General features: G+C 62.7%; 23 protein-coding genes. 12 read left to right on the plus strand and 11 right to left on the minus strand.

Annotation, left to right across the window (positions count from 1 at the left end):
• Window positions 1–17: 17 nt before the first annotated feature.
• A complete protein-coding gene (locus CFE42_RS19835) occupies window positions 18–782 on the minus strand; it encodes a hypothetical protein (protein ID WP_238563831.1) in 765 nt (254 codons plus the stop codon).
• Between the two features lie 132 nt (window positions 783–914).
• Here CFE42_RS19835 and groL point away from each other — a divergent pair, with 132 nt between their 5' ends.
• The 3 genes from groL (at window position 915) to CFE42_RS19850 (ending at window position 3,452) form a co-directional block, all read left to right on the plus strand.
• Window positions 915–2,552: a chaperonin GroEL gene (gene groL / locus CFE42_RS19840; protein WP_004634067.1), complete on the plus strand. Its 1,638-nt coding sequence runs from the start codon at window positions 915–917 to the stop codon at window positions 2,550–2,552.
• A gap of 122 nt (window positions 2,553–2,674) precedes the next feature.
• Window positions 2,675–3,052 carry a hypothetical protein gene (locus CFE42_RS19845; RefSeq protein WP_238563830.1) on the plus strand — a complete coding sequence of 126 codons (378 nt, stop codon included), beginning with the start codon at window positions 2,675–2,677 and terminating at the stop codon, window positions 3,050–3,052.
• A 16-nt stretch (window positions 3,053–3,068) separates the two neighbouring features.
• Window positions 3,069–3,452 (plus strand): hypothetical protein, encoded by a 384-nt coding sequence (locus CFE42_RS19850; RefSeq protein ID WP_004634064.1) that lies wholly within the window; start codon window positions 3,069–3,071, stop codon window positions 3,450–3,452.
• Between the two features lie 16 nt (window positions 3,453–3,468).
• On the opposite strand, the gene CFE42_RS19855 is transcribed toward CFE42_RS19850, so the two are convergent.
• A complete protein-coding gene (locus tag CFE42_RS19855) occupies window positions 3,469–5,286 on the minus strand; it encodes an adenosylcobalamin-dependent ribonucleoside-diphosphate reductase (protein WP_004634062.1) in 1,818 nt (605 codons plus the stop codon).
• Window positions 5,287–5,457: 171 nt separating this feature from the next.
• Here CFE42_RS19855 and CFE42_RS19860 point away from each other — a divergent pair, with 171 nt between their 5' ends.
• Together CFE42_RS19860 and CFE42_RS19865 are read left to right on the plus strand one after the other, a co-directional pair.
• Window positions 5,458–6,012, plus strand: a complete 555-nt coding sequence (locus CFE42_RS19860) for a hypothetical protein (RefSeq protein WP_238563829.1) — start codon at window positions 5,458–5,460, stop codon at window positions 6,010–6,012.
• 213 nt (window positions 6,013–6,225) lie between these two features.
• The gene (locus CFE42_RS19865; protein WP_004634058.1) at window positions 6,226–6,588 is read left to right on the plus strand and encodes a hypothetical protein; all 363 of its coding nucleotides are present in this window, start codon (window positions 6,226–6,228) and stop codon (window positions 6,586–6,588) included.
• 52 nt (window positions 6,589–6,640) lie between these two features.
• Here CFE42_RS19865 and CFE42_RS19870 read toward each other — a convergent pair whose 3' ends face one another.
• Genes CFE42_RS19870 through CFE42_RS19885 form a run of 4 tightly spaced genes read right to left on the minus strand, consistent with a single transcriptional unit; the run spans window position 6,641 to window position 11,678 of the window.
• Window positions 6,641–9,031: a serine hydrolase gene (locus CFE42_RS19870; protein ID WP_004634057.1), complete on the minus strand. Its 2,391-nt coding sequence runs from the start codon at window positions 9,029–9,031 to the stop codon at window positions 6,641–6,643.
• Window positions 8,986–10,269 (minus strand): putative glycoside hydrolase, encoded by a 1,284-nt coding sequence (locus CFE42_RS19875; RefSeq protein ID WP_004634055.1) that lies wholly within the window; start codon window positions 10,267–10,269, stop codon window positions 8,986–8,988. The genes CFE42_RS19870 and CFE42_RS19875 overlap by 46 nt, the downstream gene beginning before the upstream one ends.
• Complete coding sequence (locus tag CFE42_RS19880; protein WP_004634052.1) at window positions 10,241–11,032, minus strand: polysaccharide deacetylase family protein; 792 nt, start codon at window positions 11,030–11,032, stop codon at window positions 10,241–10,243. The genes CFE42_RS19875 and CFE42_RS19880 overlap by 29 nt, the downstream gene beginning before the upstream one ends.
• 52 nt (window positions 11,033–11,084) lie before the next feature.
• The gene (locus CFE42_RS19885; protein ID WP_004634050.1) at window positions 11,085–11,678 is read right to left on the minus strand and encodes a rhomboid family intramembrane serine protease; all 594 of its coding nucleotides are present in this window, start codon (window positions 11,676–11,678) and stop codon (window positions 11,085–11,087) included.
• Between the two features lie 180 nt (window positions 11,679–11,858).
• On the opposite strand from CFE42_RS19885, the gene polX reads away from it, so the two are divergent.
• Both polX and CFE42_RS19895 read left to right on the plus strand, forming a co-directional pair.
• Entirely contained in the window at window positions 11,859–13,607 is a 1,749-nt protein-coding gene (gene polX, locus CFE42_RS19890) for a DNA polymerase/3'-5' exonuclease PolX (protein WP_004634048.1), read from the plus strand.
• Window positions 13,608–13,768: 161 nt separating this feature from the next.
• Complete coding sequence (locus CFE42_RS19895; protein WP_004634046.1) at window positions 13,769–14,086, plus strand: HPF/RaiA family ribosome-associated protein; 318 nt, start codon at window positions 13,769–13,771, stop codon at window positions 14,084–14,086.
• A 23-nt stretch (window positions 14,087–14,109) separates the two neighbouring features.
• Here CFE42_RS19895 and phbB read toward each other — a convergent pair whose 3' ends face one another.
• The 4 genes from phbB to CFE42_RS19915 are packed head-to-tail and all read right to left on the minus strand — an operon-like array spanning window position 14,110 to window position 17,114.
• Window positions 14,110–14,856, minus strand: coding sequence for an acetoacetyl-CoA reductase (phbB, locus tag CFE42_RS19900; RefSeq protein WP_004634044.1), 747 nt, complete (start codon window positions 14,854–14,856; stop codon window positions 14,110–14,112).
• A gap of 7 nt (window positions 14,857–14,863) precedes the next feature.
• The gene (locus CFE42_RS19905) at window positions 14,864–15,367 is read right to left on the minus strand and encodes a hypothetical protein (RefSeq protein WP_004634042.1); all 504 of its coding nucleotides are present in this window, start codon (window positions 15,365–15,367) and stop codon (window positions 14,864–14,866) included.
• A gap of 8 nt (window positions 15,368–15,375) precedes the next feature.
• Window positions 15,376–16,029, minus strand: coding sequence for a nitroreductase family protein (locus CFE42_RS19910; protein ID WP_004634040.1), 654 nt, complete (start codon window positions 16,027–16,029; stop codon window positions 15,376–15,378).
• A gap of 47 nt (window positions 16,030–16,076) precedes the next feature.
• Window positions 16,077–17,114: a zinc-dependent alcohol dehydrogenase family protein gene (locus CFE42_RS19915; RefSeq protein WP_037044685.1), complete on the minus strand. Its 1,038-nt coding sequence runs from the start codon at window positions 17,112–17,114 to the stop codon at window positions 16,077–16,079.
• Window positions 17,115–17,241: 127 nt separating this feature from the next.
• Here CFE42_RS19915 and CFE42_RS19920 point away from each other — a divergent pair, with 127 nt between their 5' ends.
• From CFE42_RS19920 to CFE42_RS19940, 5 genes are all read left to right on the plus strand, one after another.
• The gene (locus CFE42_RS19920; RefSeq protein ID WP_037044676.1) at window positions 17,242–18,792 is read left to right on the plus strand and encodes a bifunctional aminoglycoside phosphotransferase/ATP-binding protein; all 1,551 of its coding nucleotides are present in this window, start codon (window positions 17,242–17,244) and stop codon (window positions 18,790–18,792) included.
• A gap of 185 nt (window positions 18,793–18,977) precedes the next feature.
• Window positions 18,978–19,466, plus strand: coding sequence for a hypothetical protein (locus tag CFE42_RS19925; RefSeq protein ID WP_004634033.1), 489 nt, complete (start codon window positions 18,978–18,980; stop codon window positions 19,464–19,466).
• Between the two features lie 22 nt (window positions 19,467–19,488).
• Window positions 19,489–19,953: a CBS domain-containing protein gene (locus CFE42_RS19930; protein WP_004634031.1), complete on the plus strand. Its 465-nt coding sequence runs from the start codon at window positions 19,489–19,491 to the stop codon at window positions 19,951–19,953.
• Window positions 19,954–19,993: 40 nt separating this feature from the next.
• On the plus strand, window positions 19,994–20,677 hold the full coding sequence (locus CFE42_RS19935; protein ID WP_004634029.1) for an alpha/beta hydrolase: 684 nt from the start codon (window positions 19,994–19,996) through the stop codon (window positions 20,675–20,677).
• A 4-nt stretch (window positions 20,678–20,681) separates the two neighbouring features.
• Window positions 20,682–21,332: a phosphoribosyltransferase family protein gene (locus CFE42_RS19940; protein ID WP_004634026.1), complete on the plus strand. Its 651-nt coding sequence runs from the start codon at window positions 20,682–20,684 to the stop codon at window positions 21,330–21,332.
• 40 nt (window positions 21,333–21,372) lie between these two features.
• On the opposite strand, the gene mgtA is transcribed toward CFE42_RS19940, so the two are convergent.
• Window positions 21,373–24,000, minus strand: coding sequence for a magnesium-translocating P-type ATPase (mgtA, locus tag CFE42_RS19945; protein ID WP_004634024.1), 2,628 nt, complete (start codon window positions 23,998–24,000; stop codon window positions 21,373–21,375).
• Window positions 24,001–24,162 lie beyond the last annotated feature (162 nt).

Genomic DNA, 24,162 nt, shown 5'->3' on the forward strand with positions numbered 1-24,162 from the left:
ATCGTTTGCCGACGTCGCTACCGAGTCCTTTGGCGGGGCCAAGTCATCGTGCGCACGATCGCTCCATGTGCCGGCACCACAAGCGTGCCCTGACGTACCACGCCGTTATAAGACGCACTGACTTGGTACTTGCCACGCGGCAGGCGAGCGTAGAGCAGCGGGCCTTCCGTTACGACCACCAGGGACACCGCCCCGTCTGCGGAACGAATACGGGTGTCGACATCTGAAACGTACGCCCCACCTTGCTCGATGAACGTCAAGCGCAGGTTGTAGTTCGCTGCAACGCCACGCATTGCATCCACCGCATCCTGCCCGACCCCACCTGACACATAAGCCACGCCTCCTTGCACATGTGGCATGGGACGCACGGCAGAAGCATCTTCATTCAGACACCCCTCCTCGTACATGGCCCGCCACGATCGCCTGTTCATCGTGCCGCCGGGCATCCCTCCTCGTGCCCGGCCGCTCATCCGATCCGACTCGTTCAAGCCGTGAATATCCTGCATGCGCTGCATCAACGCACGGCGTTCTGCCGGTGTCCGGGCATTGCGCATCTGCGCGCAGAAATCGGGGCTCGGATGGTGTAGTGGCTCGGGGGCGGGTGCCTGCGCCAATGCCGCGTGTGTCGACACGAGAGACGCTGCAACCAGCGCAGCCCGCAAGAGGTTCAGTAACCGCAGCATGGTCGGCTCCTCCTTGAGAATCCGTTCGCTTCCCTCACCCCACAATGGTCGATGCGCACCGGAGCGCGTTGATATGGCGCAACCTTTGATCCAGCCCAACCCCGCGCCCTCCGTCATGGCTAACCTGAAAGACAACAGCCCGTGCGTGGCGTGCAATGCCGGCGGCGGCACCTTCTGTTTCTGTAAGCGAAGCCGTACGCCGCGGCACACCCGACCCAATGTGAGTTGACCATGACAGCCAGGACCCTCGTCTTCCATCAAACCGCCCGCAGGATGATGCTCAACGGAATCGACCTGTTGGCCAGGGCCGTCAAGGTGACGCTCGGGCCTGGTGGACGCAACGTGATCATCGAACGGCCGGGCATGACGCCCATGGTCGCCAACTCCGGCGTTGTGGTTGCACGCTCCATTGCACTGCGCGAGCCATTTGCCGATATGGGCGCTCGGCTGCTGTGCGAGGCAGCGGCGCGCACCAGCGAGGTCGCAGGTGACGGTACGACCACCGCCACCACGTTGGCGCACGCTATCGTGGCCGAGGGCGTGAAATACGTAGAAGCCGGGCACGACCCGATGCAGCTCAGGCGCGGCATTGAAGCCGCAGGCGCCGTGGTTGCGCAACAGCTCCACGACATGGCACGCCCCTGCACGACCGTAGACGAAATGCGGCAGATCGCCACGATTTCCGCCAGCGGCGACCAAACCGTGGGCTCGCTGGTGGCGCGCGCGGTTGAACAGGTCGGCAAGGACGGCGCTATCAGCGTGGAAGACGGCTCGAGGCTTGAAGACCAGGTCGAGATCGCGAAAGGCGCGCGCGTGGACCGCGGGTTTCTCTCGCCGTTCTTTGCCACCACCGAAAGCCGGGCCGTCGTGCTGGAAGAGCCCCGGGTGCTGTTGTGCGACGCCACGATCGGCGCAATCGCCCAGCTGCTGCCGGTTCTTGAAGCCGTGTCCGGTACCGGCAAGCCACTACTGGTCATTGCAAATGAAGTGGAAGGCGAAGCGTTGGCCACGCTCGTCGTCAACAATCTGCGCGGCACGCTCAAGAGCTGCGCGATCCATTCGCCCGGCTTTGGCGAGTCGCGCACGGAGCAACTGGCCGACCTCGCTGCGCTGACTGGCGCGACCGTCATCTCATCGCAGACCGGCGTTTCATTGGAGCACGCGACGCTTGATCAGCTCGGCCACGTACACCGTACGGAAACCACCAAGGATGCGACCACACTCATCGCGGGCGATACGGCAAAGGCCGCAGTGGAGCAGCGCGTTGCCCTATTACGGGCACAGCTCAACGAGGCAAAGACGGACTACGACCGCGAGCAGCTTCAGCGACGGCTTGCACGCCTGAGCGGTGGCGTTGCCGTCATCAAGGTGGGCGCGGCAACCGAGGCTGCGTTGCACGAGCGCAAGAACCGCTTCCAGGATGCCCTTCACGCCACGCGTGCCGCCGTTGAGGAAGGCATCGTGGCGGGCGGTGGCGTTGCTCTACTCCGAGCGCGTTCCGCCATCGACGCATGGACCGCGCCCAATGCCGAGCAACAAGCGGGTGCCCATATCGTGCACACCGCCCTGGCCGCGCCGATGCTCCAGATCGCAGCCAACGCAGGAGCCGATGCACAGGCAGTCGTTCACCAGGTGCTCTCCGGTGAGGGATCGCACGGCTACGACGCAGCGTCCGATCGTTATGGCGACATGCTGGAGTTGGGCGTTGTCGACCCTGTCAAGGTGGTGCGCACCGCATTGCAGAACGCCGTGTCGATTGCCGCCCTGTTGTTGACCACGGATTGCATGATCGCCGATGTGCGGGAAGGCTACGTTGACCGGTCGGATGAAACTTCAAACTCGGCCATGTTCAACGCCGGATACGCATAGCAAAGACAATCCGGAGCCTTTCGAAGGCTTCTGGCGATGGCTCCAGCTTTGCTCACGATCAAATGCGCTTCCGAGCCGTCTACTACAGTGGTAGCAAGACGCTTCGACACACCGAGTTCGCCATGATCGCTCAAGCATTCGTCCCTCCTCAGTTCGCGAAAGCGGCACCACTTGAGCACATCAACGAATACGCGTTGGCGACGGCATTTCTTCCGGTTGCCAGTTCCAGTCTGCTCCCTGATCCAGCGCTTGCCGTGCTGGCAAAGACTGCCGTCCATTGGTTTGCCCCGCGATCGGCGAGCGAAATCCATGTCAGCGCTGAGCACGGTCGCATTCGCATGGCCGGCCACGTCGGCAATGCCAGCCCGCTGAACTTTCTGAAGAGGGCCCTGCTCCGCTTGCCAGGCGTCGGCGGCCTGGACATGACGGTTACGGTGGAAGCCCTCACCAATCCACTGAGAACGTATCCCGCCGCCCAACAGCGTCAACACGTCGGATAACCGGGAGCGCGCAAACATGCGTACGACATTTTTCTGTGCGACCGATTGCCCCTGCCCGCAGATTGCCTTCGATACGACGTGCCCAGAGTCGGTGGAGGAGATTCTCCGGGCGTACGCTGCGCTCTTCTGGTTCAACCTCTACCTCAGGTGCCCCGACTTCTCCACCGCGGATGGCATGTTTCCGCGAGATCCAGACACTCGCCAGAAGTATCTGGCTGTGCATTCGAAAGTCTTCACACACTGGGCCACGGCGGCCAATCGCATGGGCATCCCCACCACCCGTTTTCGTGATGTCTGCGCCAATGTGCGCGCGGCATGGATCGGGCCGGACGATCCGCTGCGTGCGTGCCGCTCACGGGCCGACGTTCTGTCGGACCATCCCGAGCTGGATCTGGATTAGGCGCTGGCTGGGTTGCTCAACAGAAGCACGTGAGGCGACCGTTCAATGGGGGCAGCTCGGAGAGCACGTCGCCCGGACCGGTGTCCGGCCTGAAGATCGTGATGCCTTTGAGTCGCAACTGCCATGCGTGAAAGAGCAGTGCCGCAACCTGTGCGCACGACGCGCTGCACGGAAGAAGGACCGTCTTTGAAATGGATGCATCAACAAACGGTTGCAGCGTCGCCACCATGCGCAAGTGGTCGAGCCCATCAATCTGCCTTGCGGTGACAAAGTAGCCGGGCAACGCTGCACGCTGTCCGTACAGCGCCCGGAAAAGCCTGTAGGCGCGGTTCTCAATACGGTAAAGCTGCGGCGCGCGATGTTGGATACGCACGCGACGCTGATACACCCAATCGAACGCAGGTTCGATACCACTGGAGCAGTTATCTCCAAACGCCAGGCTTACGCTACCCGTTGGTGCCAGGGAGAGGAGGTGGCTATTGCGCAGTCCGTGCTTTGCGACAGCTTCGCACACGGCCTTGGGCAATGCGGCGCTGAAATGTCCGGAAGCAAGACTGCGTTCCGGACTGAACAGCGGATAGGGCCCGCGCTCGCATGCCAATGCGGCCGAAGCTGCGTAGGCGCTATCACGCAAGCATCGCCCGATCTGAGCGGCGAAGCATCGTGCTGCCGGAGCGTCGTATGGCAGGCACATCATTGTGAGAGCATCGGCAAGGCCGGTCACGCCTACGCCGATCCTGCGTTTGGTCTGGGCCTCGTGCATATGCTCAGGCAACGGCCAGCGTGTGATCTCGATCGCGTTGTCGAGCATTCTGACTTGAACACGCACCGCCCGGCTCAGGCCGACGAAATCGAACAGTGGTTGACCGCCCATTCCAAACGGCCACTGCACCCACCTGGATACGTCAATCGGCCCCAGTACACAGCTGCCCCAGGGCGGCAATGGTTGTTCTCCACAAGGATTGGTTGCGGCAATCGTCTCGATCTCGGCAAGATCATTGGCAGCGTTGATCGTATCGATGAACAGCAGACCCGGCTCTGCACTGTGATGCGCGGCTTCCGCGATCATGTTCCAAAGCTGCCGTGCGGAAACGACTGCGTAGCACCACTTGCCGTTAGACAGCGCGTGGGCGCCTGTCGCCAGCCGTTGTGCATTGGGCACTGCTCGATGCTGCAGGCACCAGAGACCGTCATCGGCAACCGCTCGCATGAACGCGTCGGTAACGGCAACCGATAGGTTGAACGTTGCCCAGCGCCTGCGCCCACGTTTTGCAGTAATGAAAGTGGCCAGGTCGGGGTGGTCACAGCGCAGAACGGCCATCTGCGCGCCACCTCGCGTGTTGACGAGCGCCTGCGTTGCGCAGACCCGATCAAATGAGTCGAGGACGGCACAGACGCTTCCAGTTCCGCTGTTCGACGTTGCCTGCTCGGCATCAGCAGGGGCGATGACCGAGAAGTCGTAGCCGACCCCGCCACCCATCTGCAAGGTGCGCTGTGCTGCATGCAAAGCGCGTTCGACATCGGAAGCGTCTGCGACGGATTGCTCGCTAGCGCCGATAGGATGCACGAAGCAGTTGACCATCGTCCCGTGATTCGCACTTCCCGCGTTCGCCATGATGCGCCCCGCTCCAATGGCACCTTGCAGCAGATTGGCGTAGAACAAGCGCGTGAAATGCGCGCGCTGGTCTGGCTGCTCTGCAGCGGCAAGCGCATGGGCAACCCGCTTGAATACGTCATTGCACGTCGTTTCGCCGGGCGCAAGATAGCGATCTGCAAGTACAGCGGTACTCAGAGGTGATGGTCCGCCTGGACGGTTCAGAGGCCCTGCCCGCATCGACGTGCTCCCTTTGCGCGGATGACTCCATGCTAGGCAACACCGCCCTGAGAGCGTTGATCGACATCACGCCCAAACGCATCGCCCCCGCCGTAACGTCTTTGGCTCAGGCAGCTAACCGCCCCAAGAGAACCGACCCCTCAGGAGCGCACGACAAGCCGATCTGGAGACTTGCGTCAGGTCAAATCCGGCAATACCGAAGTGCCTAATCTCCAGTCATATCAACCGGAGATCGTGATGCAACAGCCTACTGATGCCGTCTGCACCCTCGCCTGCGCCACCATGCGCGATGCCAGCCGCGCTGCGGAGTTCTTCGTGGATAGCGAGCTTCAGCTCGCGCGCCTTCGCGTCAAGATGGCAGAAACCGCATTGGATAACCTGTCCCAGCTGGAGGGCCAGTTGGATACAGTCAAAGACTGGACCGCACTGGCCTCGGCGCAGAGCGCGTACATGAAGCTGCAAGCCAACCAAAGTGCGAGCACTGTTCGCCAGTGGGCCGACCTTCTCAATGAAGCGCAGCGGTCATATCTGCGCCAGGCGACAGAGTGGAACGACCGGTTCCAACATCGCCCCGGAACGGCTGCATCTCCTGCACAACTGTTGATTGCGTCTCTTGACTCCTGGCAGACCTTGGTCAACACCTTCAACGCGATCGCTGCATCGGCTACGCAAGCCCGATCGCCATCGCAGCCGCAAGCGAAGTCCGGGAGCGCGCCAGGCGCCTGACGGCTTGTGGCTGTGAATGGAAATACGCCCGCCCAAAGACAATTTCCATGTGCCCTGTGCCACACAGGCACAGACGAAAGAGAGCAGCTTGATTTCTCTCAACGAGGGTCTCTGGTAGCTACCTATTCTTGAAATAGCCATCGGACATGGACGTGCCGAATGGAAAAGGTTTTGATCCAACGGTTGGACTTGATTTGTTTGCAGGAGCCCAAAATGCACAGGAAACTCATGATGACTCTGCTCGTCGTCGCAGCAGCCTCTGCGTCGGTGTACGCGCAGAGTCAGCCCGATACGGCACAGAACGGCGACGGAGAAAAAGCCAGCAAGGTGGATCCCTACACGGAGGGCGCAAAGCAAGCCAAGCCCGATCCATACACAGAGGGCTCAAGACGTGGCAAGTTCGATCCGTACACAGAAGGCGCAAAGGGCAAACGTGATGCCTATACCGATGGCGCCACGCAAGCCAAGCGTGACCCGTACACAGAAGGATCGAGACGCGGCAAGTTCGATCCGTACACGGAAGGCGCAAAGGGCAAACGCGACCCACATACGGATGGCGGCAATCAGACGAAGTAGCAGCATCTGGTGTTGCCTTGTCCGGCTCCATCTGGGCGCGTAGCTGGCATTGTCAATACAGCAGATATGCCGCGCGCTGGGAAAGAAAGACATCGGCCTGTGCGGTGTAGGCTCGCTCGATTGCATCCAGCGCAATGCCGTCACGCAGCATCGCCCAGACCGTCTCCGACCCGACAGACGTGCGGATCGCCTCCAGCTTGAACTGCTCGGGATAACGTTGCGACAGTACGCGGGCGAGCGCTAAACCGATGCGGCCCGGGCGGGTCAGAGCTGACACCCGGTGGATCGCAACACCCGAGCACGAGCGGCCATGGTACGGCCCTTCCGCAGGAACGAAATGGACGGGTGTATAGATGGCGCCCGTGTCCAGCGCATTGAGTTCTCGCGCGAGCGCCGCGCCGTCCATCCATGGCGCTCCTACCATGCCAAACGGCGCCGTCGTGCCTCTGCCTACGCTCACACGTGCGCCCTCGACCAACCCCACATCCGGATATCGCTCCAAGGCAGAAAGATCGCGCAGGTTCGGCGATGGCGGAACCCAACCCAGCCCGGTGTTGGCAAAGCGCATTGCACGGTCGTACTGCTCCATGGCCACCACATGCAGCGCCGCCCCGATGTGCAGTTCCCCGTTCAGCAACCTGGCAAGCTCGCCGATCGTCATGCCGTGCACAAGCGGCAGCGGCACGTAGTTTGTCAATGAGCGGTCCGCCGTATCGGATGCCGGCCCACCCACCAGATCACCGCCGAGCGGGTTGGGACGGTCCAGCACCAGCACTGGGATATAGGCCTTCGCAGCAGCTTCCAGCGTCGCCCCCAGGGTGGCAAGGTAGGTAAAGAACCGCACGCCGGCGTCCTGGAGGTCAAACACCAGGACGTCCAGATCGGCCAGCGCGCTGCGCGGTATGCCATTGCTGTTGCCATAAAGGCTATGGACGATCACGTTGGACCGCGGGTCGATCGTGTCACCAAAGCGCGCGTCGAGATCGGTGCCGATACCGTGCTCCGGTGCAAAGATCGCGTTCAACCGCACACCGGGTGCCTGACTGAGTACATCGATGGTGCGCCGCCCCTGCGCATCGAAGCCACTGTGGTTGGTAACCAGGCCGACCCGCTTCCCGACCAGCGGTGCGAAGCCGCTTGCCTCCAGCACATCGATGCCTGTCCGTACGGGACCCACCGCCGTGGGTAAGTGCCGTTCCGCGCTGATCACAGCGTCGGCCATGGTCGGGGCACGCGTGGCGATCTGCTGACCAGAGAGCGGCGGCGCAGTGCTCGATACCAGATTCAGGACGGCTTCACGCAACGGCATGGCGTTACCCCGCTCGTCCGGATACAGGCGGCTCGTGAGCACAATGACAAACCGGCGCGTGACCAAGTCGATCCATAAGCCGGTTCCGGTGTAGCCCAGATGCTGAACGAGCCCCGCGCTCGGCGCGCGATAGCGGTTGGGGATCAACGGCGCCTGCACTTCCCAACCCAACGTGCGCGTCGCCTCCACGGCAGTCGAACTGTCGGGCGTCAACAGCAGGGCAACGCTGTCCGGCTGCAAGATTTGGTGGCCCCCCAGGCTGCCCCCGTTGAGAAGCATCCTGGCGAACAGCGCGAGGTCATCCGCCGTGGAGAACAAGCCCGCATTGCCGGAGACACCCCCCAGTGCGGCGGCCGTCGGATCATGCACGTTGCCACGAAGCCATCGCCCGTTGCGCATGATGGTCGGCGCGATGCGGGTAATCGCCTTGTGGCTCGGACGGAACGCGGTGTCGCGCATGCCAAGCGGTCGAAAGATATGCTGCGCGCACCATGCGTCCAGCCCCATTCCGCTGGCACGCTGGACAAGCTCGCCCAAGGCGACATAGTTGAGATCGCTGTAGATGACATTGCGCCCCGGCTCCCCTATCGGGGGCATGATTTCGATGGCGTGAAGCACCGTGGCGTGGCTGCGGAGTTCCGATCGGGCAGCCAGGCCCGAAGGGAGTCCAGACGTGTGATTGAGCAATTGCCGTAGGGTGATGCCTGCCTTCCCTGCGTCGCCGAAGGCCGGCCAGTAACGGCTGGCCGGTGCGTCCAGTTCCAAACGTCCGCGCTCTGCCAGTTGCAGTACCGCCGTGGCCGTGGCCACTGCCTTGGTGAGCGATGCGAGATCGAAGATCGTGTCTTCGGTCATCGGCTCGGCGGGACCGGTGGATCGCTGACCCAGCGCAACACGTTCGCGCACCGCATTGGCTTCACCGATCGCGACGACAGCTCCGGCCACATTGGCATCGGCAATCTGCGCAGCAACTACGGCTTCCAGCTCGTGCATGGGCACTGGCGTACCCAGCGGCCCAGGGTCGTTGGCAATGGGCGCGGCCTGCCCACTCTGCATGCAGGCCAACAGCGCCGCTGTCACTACCGCGACTATCGCGGCAAGTTGGCTGGATCGTAACGATTGCGCGCGTTCCATAGCATCCACCCGTTGGTGCCTTCCGCATCGGCAGCGTCGACCTGGGCGCGAATCATCTCGGCGTTGAACTCGCGATGATCAAAGGCATAGTCCCGGAACGCCTGCAGCCACGGCCGGAACCTCTCTCCCGGCAAACCTGTGCGGCGCTTCGCTTCAGCGAGCGAACGCGAGACGATCTCGCCGGGCTGCTCGGTCGGCTTTCTGGTGCCCGGCAGGCCCCATGTGAAGCCGGACGGGTACAGCATGGGCGAGATGTAATCGACCACGGCGCCCAGCGTGTTGATCTGCTGGCCAATCGCCGTGTCGTCGGTGTTCCAGCAGACGTAGCCGAAAATATCCGCCGCCAGGTAAATGTTGTACGCCCGCAGCCGTTCTCTCGCCCGCGCAAGGAACCCCGTGATGGCCGCAACCCGGTGTGCTTGCGTGTTGGCTTGATGGAACTGCAAGCCATTGGCGTCCGGAAAGCGCAGATAGTCGAACTGGATTTCATCGAACCCCAGTCTTGCTGCCTCTTCCGCCACGTCAAGCGTGTTGGCCCAGGCGACTTCGACATTGGGGTCGATCCATTGTTGGTCTTCGCGATCGCGCCAGACCTCTCCATCACGATCACGCACCGCCCATTCGGGGTGCGCTCGAGCCAAGCGGTCGTCCTTGAACACGACGATGCGCGCAATCAGATACAGCCCACGCAAGTGGAGTTTCCGAATCACGGCGGCGAAATGGTTGATGCGGGCCACCCGGTCTTTTTGTTCGGGGACTGCGCCCACCGCCACACGAGCCGCACTCGGGTAAGGTGTGTCGCCCCGGTCGCCCTTCATGTCTATCACCAGCGCATTGATGGCCGTCTGCCCCTGGAGTGCGACGGCGGCATCGCGCAAGGAACGGTTGGATACGCCCTGTACCGACAGGTAGACCGCCCGGGGCTTGATCTGCTTGAGCGGTATCTCAACTGGGGGTAGCGGGCCGCCAAGCACCAGCTCGGCACGCGCATAGCCGGGGGCGCGGACGCTGACAGTCGCCCGTGCTTCCACTGCCGAAGCTGGAATGGTAATCAGACCGGCAGCATCGGTCTTTCCGCTTTCGCCGTGAACGAATGTGATTGCGCCCTCTACAGGAACGCGGGTCTGTGCGTCTATCACCCTGACCTCGGCAGCGCCGGCAAACTGCGCCCAAGAGAGCAAGACCGCTGCAAGCCAGAGGTGTGCGCGGCTACTCATGATTACCACCCCCGGCTGCATTGAGAATGTTCGCCATGCATTGCGCACCACAGCCATCGGTGATCAGGTATCGGGGCAACGCCATGGCAGGTTGACTCGCCCGCAGCGGTTGCGCGTCCAGCGTGAAGGCTGCGGTATAGCCCTCCTCTCGTGCAAGGCGCTCCAGCTCGGGATCGTGGATGCCGAAGGGCCATGCCAGTGCGTGCACCGGGGCTCCGATCTCTGTTTCGATGCGCTCCTTCGCGCGGCGCAACTGATCGCGGGCGAACTTGGTGAAATCATCGGCGCTTCGGTGCATCCGCTCCACGCGGAAGTCCGGATGCCAGTACGTATGGGATTGCACGCCAAACTGTCCGGTGCGGGCCAACGCTCGCAACTGGGGCCAAGTCATCGCGTATGGAGCATTCGAGATGGCAGACGGGTACACAAATAGCGTCACGGGAATGCTCCGGCTGCGTAGCGCGGGCCACAACGTCTCGTACACAGACCGATGGCCGTCATCCACCGTAATGGCAACCGCCTTTGCGGGCAGTGCACCTTGCTCGCCGTCGTGCCAGCGCACGATGTCTGCGAGCGGCACGATGCGATAACCCGCCGCCTCGATCGCCTGTAAATGCGCCTCGAATGTCTGCATCCGAACCGTCATGGTGCTATCCACTGTCGGTGCAAAGCGGTGATAGACGAGCACCACCACGTGCGGTTCCAGGGCGGGCATGTCTGCGTTGGCTCCAGGGCACGCAAACACCAGAATCGCCCAGCACAACGAGAAGACCCAGGTGTTCACAGCCGTGGCTCCGAATAAGGATGGAGGGTGCGCATCGCTTACCCCGCACCGCCTATGACTCGCGTGGGGTGCCGTGCAGCCAGTGCCAAAGCAGCACCCCGCTGCCCGCCATGCCGCCCAGATGCGCAAAGTGCGCAACATTGACTTCGGTGCCGCTCACGCCGAGGGTCAGCTCCACAATCGCATAGAGCGTCGCGAACACCCACGCCGGCATCGGGATGGGCGGGATCAACGGAACGATGATGCGATTGGGAAACAGGACGGCATACGCGAGAAGCAGTCCGAATACGCCCCCGGACGCGCCAATGACCGGCCCCGCCGGAAGAATGCTCAAGGCCGTAAAAGCGAGTTGCGCGAAGGCTGCACTCAAGATGCTGGACAGATAGAGCTGCCAAGTCCGAGGCGCACCCACGGTACGTTCGACGTCGCGCCCGAACAGGTAGAGGCCGAACATGTTGAACGCCAGATGCGCGCCATTTGCGTGCAGGAAAGCGTATGTCAGCGGCTGCCACGGCAGGAATCCTCCCCCAACGCCGCCGCCAGATGCGCCGAGTGGCCAGAGCGCAAAGGTTCGTAGCAACGCGTCCCCCGCAAAGACTTCTGCAACGAACGCCGCCACGTTGATGAGGATGAGCAGCTTGATCATGAAGGCACCCCTGATCTCTGCCCACGATACGGCTGCGCGCGTTTGCTGGGTTGATCTCGCGCAAGGCGGTTCGACTGTGTGTCGTGATCCTGCAATGCAACGCGTTCCGCTTGATGTGCCGCAAGGCCCCGGCATGGCCACATGAAACGATGGAGCTACGTGCACGCAAGAGGATGACCCATGCCTTTGGCCGCTTCCTATCAATACCCCGCAAACCAGGCCATCGCCGCGATCTTCAACGAAATCGCTGATCTGCTGGAGATTGAAGAGGCCAACCCGTTTCGGGTGCGTGCTTACCGCAACGCCGCACGCACGGTCGAAGGCATGACCGAAGGCGTTGACGCCATGCTGGCACGCGGCGCCGATTTGACCGCCTTGCCGGGCGTGGGAGTCGACCTCGCGGCAAAGATGCGCGAGATCGTCGAAACGGGAAGCTGCGCCATGCTCACGCGCGTGCGGACCGAGGTTCCAGCGTACGTGCTTCAACTGCTCCAGTTGCCTGGCCTAGGCCCAAGGCGGGCCCGCGCGTTGCAGCACGAACTGGGCATCACATCCCTGGATGAGCTGGCCCGGGCCGCGGCCGCTCACCGCATTCGCGAACTGCATGGCTTTGGCGCCCGAAGCGAACAGCGTTTGCTCGAAGCCCTCAACGCACGCCTGGCGCGCGATCGCCGTTACGGTCTGGCAATCGCCAAGCCGTGTGCCGATGCATTGACGCATTACCTGCTGGCAAGCGGCCTGATCGACCAGCTCGTCGTCGCCGGCAGCTACCGCAGAGGGCGAGACACCGTGGGGGACCTTGATCTGCTCATCACGGGAAGAAAACGCGCCCAGATCGTGGAGCATCTCGTGCACTACAAGGAGGTTGCCACCCGAATTTCAGCGGGCCCCACCCGCGCCAGCGTCGTCCTGAAAAATGGCATGCAGGTGGACTTGCGGGTGGTGCGGCCCGATGCTTTCGGCGCGGCGCTGGTGTATTTCACCGGCTCGAAGCCTCATAACATCGCACTGCGCAAGCTTGCGCAGGCCCAGGGTCTGAAGATCAACGAGTACGGCGTCTTCCGAGGAAAGGAGCGCATTGCCGGCCAGACGGAGGCATCGGTCTACCGCGCCGTCGGGTTGCCCTGGATCTGCCCCGAACTGCGCGAAGACCACGGGGAGATCGCAGCCGCGCAGTCGGGCCGACTGCCATCCCTTGTTGAGCAGGGCGACATCAAGGGGGATCTTCATGTCCACACATCCGCCAGCGATGGCACCGCCAGCCTTGAAGCCATGGCAGCACAGGCGCGCATGCTGGGCTATCAATACCTGGCGGTGACCGACCATTCGCCGCGCATTGCCGTGACGCACGGGCTCACCGCAGAGCGCCTGGCCGCACAAGCCGACGCCATCGACCGTTTCAATGCCGAACACAAGGGTTGGCCCGTGCTGCTCAAGGGGGTTGAAGTCGACATTCTGGAGGACGGGTCACTGGACCTGCCCGATTCGGTGCTGGGCCGCCTGGACCTTGTGGTGGGCGCCATCCACAGCCACTTCAACCTGTCGGCTGATCAACAGACATCGCGCATTCTGCGCGCGCTCGATCATCCGCACTTCAGCATCCTCGCCCATCCGCTGGGCCGCCTGATCGGCGAGCGCAACGCCTGCAACGTGGATCTCAAGCGGGTGCTGACCGCCATTGCCCAGCGCGGCTGCTACGTTGAGGCCAACGCGCAGCCCGCGCGCCTCGACCTGGCCGACATTGGATGCCGCATGGCAAAGGCGGAGGGAGTGCTCGTGAGCATTGCGTCGGACGCGCACAGCCCGGCCGATCTGCTGAACCTGCCGCTTGGTGTCACGCAGGCCCGCCGGGCGTGGCTGGGGCAGGCAGACGTGCTCAATGCGCACACGCTCCACACGCTGCTTCCGTTGTTGAAGCGGACCATGTGACGACCACATGCGCACACCACCTCGGACAGTCTGTATCTGCAGCGCAACATGTCGTACGCCGTGCCCATCGGGTTGATCCGAGTCAAGGTGCCGGAAATCGTGCGGTCAAGAATGAACACATGATTTTCCACATCAGTAACCAGACCAATCGGAGCCAAACCATGAGCGTCCCAGTCGATATTTCTTTCCAGGGAATTCCGCATTCCAAGGCCGTCGAAGAAGCGGTTATCAAGCATGCAGACCGCTTGAAGCGTATTCGTGCCGATCTGATGCGGTGCCGCGTCAGCCTTGCCGTGGGTGCCAAGCACCAGCACCAGGGCAAGCCTTTCGACGTCAACGTCCACGTGTTCACACCGCATCAGACGCATGTTTCGAGCAACACCTCCAACGAGGACCCATACGTCGCACTTCACGAGGCCTTCTCGCACGTGGAACGAATGCTCTTGGAAGCCGGTAGTAAACGCTCGTCACAGTCTTGAGGCGTCGTGGGCATGCACACGCGCTATTGCATGTGCAAGCCACCATTCACGGCCAGATTGGCGCCGGTAACGTAGGCAGCGTCCTCGCCGCACAGGAAGGCCACCAAGGCAGCCACTTCTTCCGGCCGGCCGAGGCGGCCTACGGGAATCTGCGGAAGAATCCGCTCTTGCATGATGTCGCTGGGAATATCGCGCGTCATTCGCGTGGCGAGATAGCCGGGCGAAATCGTGTTGACGGTCACGCCCTTCGCGGCGCACTCGAGGGCCAGCGCCTTGGTGAACCCGTGTATGCCGGCCTTGGCCGTCGCGTAGTTCGTCTGCCCGAACGCGCCCCGCGATCCGTTGACCGACGAGATGTTGATGATGCGGCCCCAACCGCGCTCGATCATGCCTTCGTACAGCGGCTTGGTCATGTTGAAGACGGAGTCGAGATCGGTGGCCAGCACGTTCCGCCAGGCATCCAGCGTCATGCGCTTGAAGGTCATGTCTTGCGTGATGCCGGCGTTGTTGACCAGAATGTCGACCGGGCCGACGGTCGAAAGCACGTCGGACGTGCATCGCTGGCAAGCGTCGTAGTCGGCAACATCCACCGCGAACGTCTGGAACAGCCGCCCCTGGGCATGCTGTTCCGCGATCCATGCAGTCACATGTGTATTGCCCATCGAATGGGTGACTACAACCCGATGCCCTTGTGCATGGAGACGGATGGCAATGGCTTCGCCCAGGCCGCCCATGCCACCGGTAATGAGCGCAATGCGATGTGTTGTCATGACGGCCTCATCGCGCCGTCGGACGTGCGCCAGCGCGCGGGCATCCGCGCTGGCACAGGAGCCACTCGTCTGGTCCGGGTTCGGTGCGCAACCGCACGACGGCATCAACCGGCTGCGCGCCTGCGCTCACGTTCACGGTCTGCATCGCACCGCGATACGCGGCCGTGATCTGATAGTGCCCGCGAGGCAAGCGCATATACAAGAGCGGCCCCTCCGTGCGCACGCGCAAACGGAGCTTGCCGCGATCATCCGCAACAGACACATCCACATCCGACAACGCCTCGCTGGTTCTGGCCGACACCACGTTCAGCCGCACGTTGAAGCGGCGTGCCATCGCACGCATGGCGTCGCGCTCGTCGCTCCCAACGCCTCCTGACACATAGGCGATCTCGTTCTGGAAGCGCACCTCTGGAGCCGCAGCATCGGGACCGACTGCGCCAGCGTGCGCGCTGGCGGCCAAAGCCAATGCCGCAAAAAGGCCGCGTGGCAAAAGACGACATGTGTGGCTCATCTCATACCTCATCGCTCGGCGGCCGGGTGGCCGACCGTCTGCGCCAGCACCGGCACTTCGTCTTCATTGAGCGACAAGGCTTCTGCCAGAAGGCGATGATTGAGCCAGCCACGTACCACACAACCCAGTTTGGCGGAGGCACAGTAAAGCGACACGTTTTGGGAGATCGCTCCCGCCGCGACACCGGCAAAGGTTTCACGCACGGCTTCCGGCATCTGGTCTGCACGTGCATGGTTCACCACGTACACCAGGTCGAGCGGCGCCTTGCCGACAAAATCCTGATAGCCGGTAAGGTTGCGCGCGTCGACGGCGTGCTTGAGCCGCAACCGGTGCGCCACCGGCTCGTATTGGTAGACACCTTCCGGCAGGGCGACGTAGATGTCGATCTCGTTCAGCCCGTGCGCTGAAGGCGCGGTGCGCCCGCCTGTTTCCGGCCGGTTGATGCCATTCGCCGCCCACAGCAATTCGCTGAGCTGCTGTAGCGACAGCGGCGTGGGCGCGAACTCCCGCACGCTCTTGCGCCTGGTCAGCGCTGCAGTCAACGTATTGCCGCCATCCAATAGCGGCGACGCCAGTGCAATGGTTGCCGGCGCAGCACGGGACGTCGGCTGTGGCAGTAGATGTTGCACAGGATCGTAAGACAGGAGCATCGTCTCGCTCATGGCATCCACCTCACAAAACAGAAAATCCATCGGACATGTGTCGCCGCCTATGCGGAGATGATCACCTTGAGCGCCTGCGTCTTTGCCGCGTTGCGGAACGTGTCGTAGGCGGAGAGGATGTCATCGAGCCTGAACCGGTGCGTAATGAGCTGCCCAGGCAGCAGCTTCCCCGCACGTACCGTTTTCAGAAGCATCGGCGTGCTGACGGTATCCACCAGCCTCGTGGTGATGGCGATGTTCTGGCTCCACAAGGTTTCCAGGTGAAGGTCCGCCTTGACGCCATGCACGCCGATATTTGCAATCACGCCACCTGGCGCAACCAGTTGCTGGCAGAGCTCGAACGTCGCGGGCACGCCCACCGCCTCGATCGCACAGTCGACGCCCACGCCATCCGTGAGCCGCTTCACGGCGGCAGCGGCGTCTTCACTGGAGACGTCGATACACGCCGTTGCGCCCAGCCTGGTGGCCACTTCCAGCCGTGCCGCGTTCGTGTCGATCATGATGATCTGCGCCGGCGAGTAGAACTGCGCCGTCAGCAGCGAGGCCAGCCCGATGGGGCCTGCGCCGACAATCGCTACGCTGTTGCCCGGCTGAACGCGGCCATTGAGCACACCGCATTCGAATCCGGTCGGAAAGATGTCCGACAGCATGACCAGCGCCTCTTCATCGACGCCCGGCGGCAGTTTGTAGAGGCTGGTCTCCGCATGCGGAATGCGGACGTACTCGGCCTGCACGCCGTCGATGCGATGTCCCAGGATCCAGCCGCCCGTCTCGCAATGCGAGTACATGCCACGCCGGCAATTGGCACATTTTCCGCAAGACGAAATGCACGAGATCAGCACGTGATCACCCCGCTGTAGCGATGTCACGGCCGCGCCGACCGATTCCACCACGCCCACGCCTTCGTGGCCCAGCGTGCGCCCCGGCTCGCAGGTCGGGACGTCGCCCTTGATGATGTGCAGATCGGTGCCGCAGATGGTGGTCAACGTGACGCGCACCACGGCGTCGCCGGGTGCCTGCAACTCCGGTTTCGGCTTGTCGGCCAGGGTGATCTTGCCGGGCCCCTCGTAGACAAGTGCTTTCATGGGAATCACCAAGGAAGACGATGACTCCATGCTAGGCAACCGCCCTGCGCGGACGTTGATCTACGTCAGGGCGCATGGCGTCAAGCGCGCGATATTGATCTTCAGTGTCAGGAGATGAAACCCGCGTATGGCCGAACAAGCCACCACCAATCCGTGCGCGCAGCCAGCAGAAGCCTTGGTCAGTCGCATGCTCGAGGCGGCAGCGTATCCACACCCGGCGGCCGATCTGCAGATGATCGAAACGCATCTGTCGTGGGTCTTCCTGGCTGGAGAATTTGCGTACAAGGTACGCAAGCCGGTCAAGTTGGACTTCGTCGATTTTTCGACGCTCCTTGCGCGGCAAATCGATTGCGAGGAGGAATGCCGCCTCAACCGCCGCCTCGCCCCTGCGCTCTACCTTGGCGTAGTGCCAATTTCGAACGATCCGGCCACGGGGGCCATCCGCGTCAATGGGCAAGGCACGCCCTGTGAGTACGCAGTTTGCATGCGCCGGTTTGCCCAGCAGGACGTACTGATTGCGTTGGCTCGTGACGGGCGACTTCGCCCGAAAGAAATCGACGCGCTGGCCGACCTGATCGCAGACTTCCACGCAACCGCGCCGGTCGCCAGCGCGAGTTCAGACGATGGAACGCCCTCAGGCATTCGGCGCACGTTCGAGGACTGCGCTGCCGGAGTTATTGCCTTGGGGCATGCACCGCTGGATGCGGCGACCACGGTATCGCTGCTTCGTCAGCACACAGTTCGCCTCGAAGAGACATTCGCTTCACGCCGGCGCAGCCGCCACATCCGCGAATGCCATGGCGATCTGCACCTGGGCAACATCGTGTTGATCGATGGCCAGCCGACCCCGTTCGACTGTCTGGAATTCTCACCGTCACTGCGGTGGATCGACACCATGTATGACACCGCCTTTCTGTTCATGGACCTGCTCGCCGCAGGTCTGGACGGGCTGGCGTATCGACTCATCAACCGTTATCTCGAACGATGTGGCGACTATGGCGGGTTGGCAGTACTGCCCTTCTACGCATCGATGCGCGCGCTCGTGCGGGCTCGCGTACTGCTGGAACGCGCCCATCAGTTGGACGGGGCCCCCGATGTGGCTGCCAGGCTCCGCCGCGAGGCAGGCCGCATGCTCGCCCTGTCTCGGGAGCTGCTCTGCCGAAACGACGCCTGCATTCTCCTCATGCATGGCCTTTCAGGCAGCGGAAAGTCCACCCGTGCCGCGCAGCTTGCCCAAGCGGAAGGCATGATCCGTGTGCGCTCTGATGTCGAGCGCCAACGCCGCTGGCATGTCCGCGCAGTCGATCGCTATCTGCCACGTGCAGTCGAACGTACGTATCGGCGTCTCGCCGCGATCTGCAAGCTCGGTGCAGGCGCTGGCTTTCCAATGATTGCGGATGCCACATTCCTGGCCGAGCACCAGCGCCGACGTTTCTTCTCGCTGGGCAGGCGGCTGGGGACAGCCGTGGCCATCGTGGACTGTGTTGCCGACGTCGACACGCTGCGTACGCGCATCCGCAATCGCATGCGCGGCGGGCGCGACGCATCCGAGGCAGACCTGCACGTGCTGGACGCCCAGATCGCCACACAAGAGCCGCTCAACGTAGACGAGCGGGCACATGTTATTCCTGGCGAAATGTCCAAAGTGGTGCCATACATCAAAGGTAGAAGGCAGTGATTTTGCCCGGGGCCGGCCCAGGCAATCAAAGGCCTTGAAACGAAGCGACGAAGCGATGGCGTTTCACACGCGGCCGCCAATTTGCGCCATATCAACGCGCACAAGCACAGAGTGCCTACGCTGCAGTTGGAATCCTCGTTCGGCGGCGCTGTTCACCATCCGCCAAGACCCCACCGGAGAACGCAATGCAACAACCCGCCGATATGGCCTGCAACGTGGCGTGCGCCGTCATGCGCGATATGAGCCGCACCGCCAGCTTCATGCTCGAGACGCAAATCGACCTGTCTCATTTCCGGCTGAAACTGGCCGAGGCTGCGCTGGAAGATGTGCGTGAATTGGAACATGAGCTGAGCGGCACGCATGACTGGACATCGCTGGCCTCCGCGCAAACCATCTTCATGAAGATGCAATCGAGCCACAGTGCGACGGCGCTGAAGACTTGGGTCGAGTTCACGAACAAGCTGCAGGCCGCCTATCTGCGTCGGTTGACGGAGTGGACTCAGCAAATGCAGCAGCCGGAAGCGCAAACCTCTTCGTCTCAGTTGTTCGCCGCATCGTCCGATTCGCTGAAGGCATTCTTTGACAGTTTCAACCTCATGGCCACGTCGGACTCCGAGGCAAAGAAGAACCGACCGGCACGCCACACTCCGGCAAGCGCTGAAAAGGCCGCCTGATCGATACGCCAAGGAGCCCATCATGCGAGTTCAGGACGTTTATTCACCCAATGCAGTCCATATCCCGCTCTCCTGCACGCTTCAGGAGGCGGCACAGCAGATGCGCCAGAAACATGTCGGTGCGCTGGTCGTGACGGAGAACACCCCGTCTGGCCCCCGCGCAATTGGCGTCGTCACGGATCGCGACATGGTGCTCGATGCGGTCGCGGTTGGCGTTAGCCCCTCACAGACCTGTGTGGCCGATGTGATGAGCCGAGGCATCCTCAACGTACCGCTCGACGCAAGCCTGAGCGATGCGTTGCAGGAAATGCTTTCGTCCGGCGTGCGACGTGTTGGCGTGACGTCCGACGGCGCGCTCGTTGGGGTGCTGTCCCTGGACGACGTGCTCGGCGCCATGGCCACCGAGCTGGGGCTGATCGCCCGCCTTGTCCATAACGAGCGCGAACGCGAGACGACCGGTAGCGTCCAGCCGCCGCTGAGCGTGTAACCCGGCCACCGGCTGCCATCACATTTCAGGAATTCTCTCCATGAATGCCGAACCGCTTTCTCTCAGCATGGACATCGTGGCGGACGACGCAGTGCTGGAAGGCACCCTGGACTGCCCCGGCAATGCAACCGGCCTGGTGATCTTTGCGCATGGCAGCGGGAGTTCGCGGTTCAGCCCGCGCAACCGGTATGTTGCCGATCAGCTCCACGCCGCCGGCCTGGGCACGCTGCTGTTCGATCTGTTGAGTGCCGAAGAGGCATCACATGCATCATGCCGTTTCGACATCGCGCTTCTGGCGCGGCGTCTGCAGACAGCCACACACGCGGTCGGCAGCATCGCCCGCGAACGCAGTTTGCGACTCGGGTATTTCGGCGCCAGCACGGGCGCCGCAGCCGCGATCCTGGCAGCGTCCGAGCTGGACGACGCCTGCGCGATCGAAGCGGTGGTCAGCCGCGGCGGTCGCCCGGATCTTGCCGGCCAACGTGCGCTGGCCAGACTGGCCTGCCCGACCCTACTGATCGTCGGCGCCGCCGATTTGGACGTTCTCGATCTCAACCGGCAGGCTCTGAGCCAGATGCATTGTGAGAAAGCGCTGGAGACGGTGCCACGCGCAACGCACCTTTTTGAAGAGGCCGGCGCGCTCGAACAGGTGGCCGAGCTCGCACGGGCATGGTTTGTTCGCCACCTGAGTGCAGCCACCCAACCCCACCAACACGCGAGGTAACCCCGTGCGATTCAAAGATCGATTGGATGCAGCGCGCCTGCTGGTGCAGGCGCTGGAAAAGTACAGGGGCACCCACCCGCTGGTGCTGGCCATTCCAAGGGGTGCGGTTCCGATGGGCGCACTCATCGCATCCGCGCTCGGCGGTCAGCTTGATGTGGTTCTGGTGCGCAAGCTCGGCGCGCCGTTCAACCCCGAACTGGCAGTGGGCTCTGTGGAAGAAGGCGGCTGGTCTTACATCGCGCCCTATGCAGGGCGCATTGGCGCGGATACGACCTACCTCGAACAGGAGAGCGCCGAGCAGATGGAGGTCATCCGACGGCGCCGGGCGCTGTATACCCCGAACCGCGGCCCGTATGACGCAGAGGGGCGTGTTGTGATCGTGGTCGACGATGGACTGGCAACCGGGGCGTCCATGAAGGCAGCACTTCACGCGATACGGGAGCGCCATCCGCAACGCCTCGTCTGCGCGGTTCCTGTGGCGGCGCCGGACAGCCTGGAAGACATTCGCCCCCTGGCCGATGAGATCGTCTGCCTCTACGCGCCGCAGGGTTTCCGCGCGGTCGGCATGTATTACGCCGACTTTCCTCAGGTCGAGGACGCTGAGGTGCGTGCCGCGCTTGGGGCTGCTTCGCAAGCCGAACGCCGAGCTGGCTGACACGGGTGCGGCCCCTGCCGCCACCCAGCCGTGCCGGGGTTCAGTCCAGACCGTATCTGCGCACATACCAGGATTTCATCACGTAGGCTGACAACCCATAGGCCAGGACGATCGCAGCCAGGCAGGGCCAGTAGGCTGCCGGCAGCGGCACAAAGCCGAACAATGCCCCGACCGATGTCAACGGCATGGCGACACCCACGCAGGCAATGGTGATGCTGGTCAACACCAGCGCGGTACTTGCCCGGCTTTGCACGAAGGGCACCTTGCCCGTGCGGATGATATGGATGATGAGTGTCTGTGTGAGCAACGATTCAACAAACCACCCGGACTGGAAGAGCGCCGGATCAGCCCACGCGTGAAACACACCCAGCAGCAGCGCATAGGTCGCGAAGTCAAACAGCGAACTGACGGGCCCCAAGTACAGCATGAACTTCAGAATGCTGCCGATCTCCCACCGTCGTGGCTTGACGAGGTAGTCGTCGTCAACGTTGTCAGTCGGGATGGCGGTTTGCGAGAAGTCGTAGAGCAGGTTGTTGAGCAGCACCTGCACCGGCGCCATCGGCAGAAAGGGCAGAAACAGGCTGGCGCCCAGCACGCTGAACATGTTTCCGAAGTTGGAACTGGCGCCCATCTTGATGTACTTGACGATGTTGCCAAACACCTTGCGCCCTTCCGTCACGCCCTCCCCCAGCACGGCCAGGCTTTTCTCCAGGAGGATGATGTCGGCAGACTCCTTGGCAATATCGACCGCGCTATCCACGGAGATGCCGACATCGGCGGCCTTGAGCGCCGGCCCATCGTTGATGCCGTCGCCCATGAAGCCCACGACATGGCCCCTGCGGTGCAGTGCATCGACAATGGCCGCCTTCTGCGCGGGCGAAACCTTGGCGAAGATCGATGCGCGTTCGGCGATGTCGGCCATCTGGTCGGGTGACATGGCGGCCAGCTCGGTGCCAAGCACCACCGGTTCCACGGCCAGCCCGACCTCGCGGCAGATCTTGCGCGCAACAATGGCGTTGTCCCCCGTCAGGATCTTGACTGCCACGCCGCTGGCCTTCAAGGCGGCCAGGGCTGGCGCGGCCGTATCACGTGGTGGGTCAAGAAAGGCGATATACCCCAGCAACGTCAACCCCGCCTCGTCCGCCACGGCGTACTGGCTTTGCCCGGGCGGCATCTCCTTGTACGCAACAGCGACGACACGGAAACCGTCAGCGTTCAGGTTCTCCGCCAGTTGCCGCGTAGCTTCGAGATGGCTTGCCTCCAGCGGGCCAGCCTCGTCACCGCTCACATAACGCGCGCTGACGGCCAGCACTTCTTCGACCGCCCCCTTGCAGATCAGCACGTGTGTGCCGTCGTCCTGCGCCAGCACCACCGACATGCGCCGGCGCTCGAAGTCAAACGGTAGTTCATCGATTTTCTGAAAACGCGCATGCACATCCAGGCGCTGCTCCAGCTCCACGTGCTTGAGCACGGCCACGTCCAGCAGGTTCTTCAGGCCCGACTGGTAGAAGCTGTTCAGAAACGCGTACTCCAGCACCTGGTCGGATTCCTCGCCGCGCAAATCCAGGTGATGCTTGAGGATGATGCGGTCTTGCGTGAGCGTGCCGGTCTTGTCGGTGCACAGCACATCCATCGCACCGAAATTCTGGATGGCGTTGAGCCGCTTGACGATGACCTTCTTGCGCGACATGGCGATGGCGCCCTTGGCCAGATTGACCGTGACGATCATCGGCAGCATCTCAGGCGTCAGGCCGACGGCCACGGCCACCGCAAACAACAGCGCCTCGAACCAGTTGCCCTTGGTCAGTCCATTGATGAGAAACACCATGGGTGCCATCACCAGGATCAGCGTCAGCATCAACCAGGTAAACCGGGTAATGCCCCGGTCAAAGCTGGTCTGCACGCGTTGCGCGGCAATCAGGTTGGCCACATGACCAAAGGCGGTCCGGTGGCCGGTAGTCAGGACCACGCCCGTCGCGTAGCCGCTCACCACGGCGCTGCCCATGAAGCACAGGTTGGGCCGTTCGAAATCCGCCGCCGGCTGGCTGTCGGAAGGCTCTGCATGCTTTTCCTGTGGCATGGCCTCGCCAGTCAGGGCCGACTGGTTGACAAACACATCCTTCGCGCCGAGCAGCCGCAGGTCCGCCGGCACCATGTCACCGGCACAAAGCTGGACGATATCGCCCGGCACCAATTGCTCGATCGGGATTTCCTGGCTCGCTTCGGCGCCGTCGGATGCGATGCGCTTGACCGTCGCCGTTGTATGCACCATGCGACGCAACGCCTCCGCCGCCCGGTTCGAACGATGCTCCTGCAGAAAGCCCAGCACGACGCTCAGCACCACCATGACCGCAATCAGTACGGCTGCCCGTACATCGCCCAGCACCGCCGAGACGCCCGCCAGCGAGATGAGCAGCAGATTCAACGGATTGACCGACCGGCGCGCCAACTCGACCAGCACACCCTCGTGATGGCCGTTGGCCACGCGGTTGAGCCCATATTCGCGCAGGCGCTGCGCAGCGCCCTCCTGCGTCAGGCCGTGCATCTGGGTACCGAGCCGCTCAAGCACGTCTTGCGAGGCAAGCGCCGACCACATCGAGAGATCGTCGGCTGGTGCATGTGCAGACAACACATTGGGCAGCGCTTGCCAGCGTGGCTTCCCGCGCATTGCTAGTCTCCTTGCGCGCAGGCATGCGCCTGGCGAGTTGCAACCCTCGCATCCGACACCCAACCCCCGGCAGCGTGTGCGGGCATGCTGATCCTGACAGCAGCAGACAAAGACGGCGCGGGCGCGGTGTGCATGGGAAATTGCGGGTAAAGCACATGGACG

The organism is Ralstonia sp. PBBBR1 (assembly GCF_002256165.1).
Taxonomy (GTDB): Bacteria; Pseudomonadota; Gammaproteobacteria; order Burkholderiales; family Burkholderiaceae; genus Ralstonia; species Ralstonia thomasii.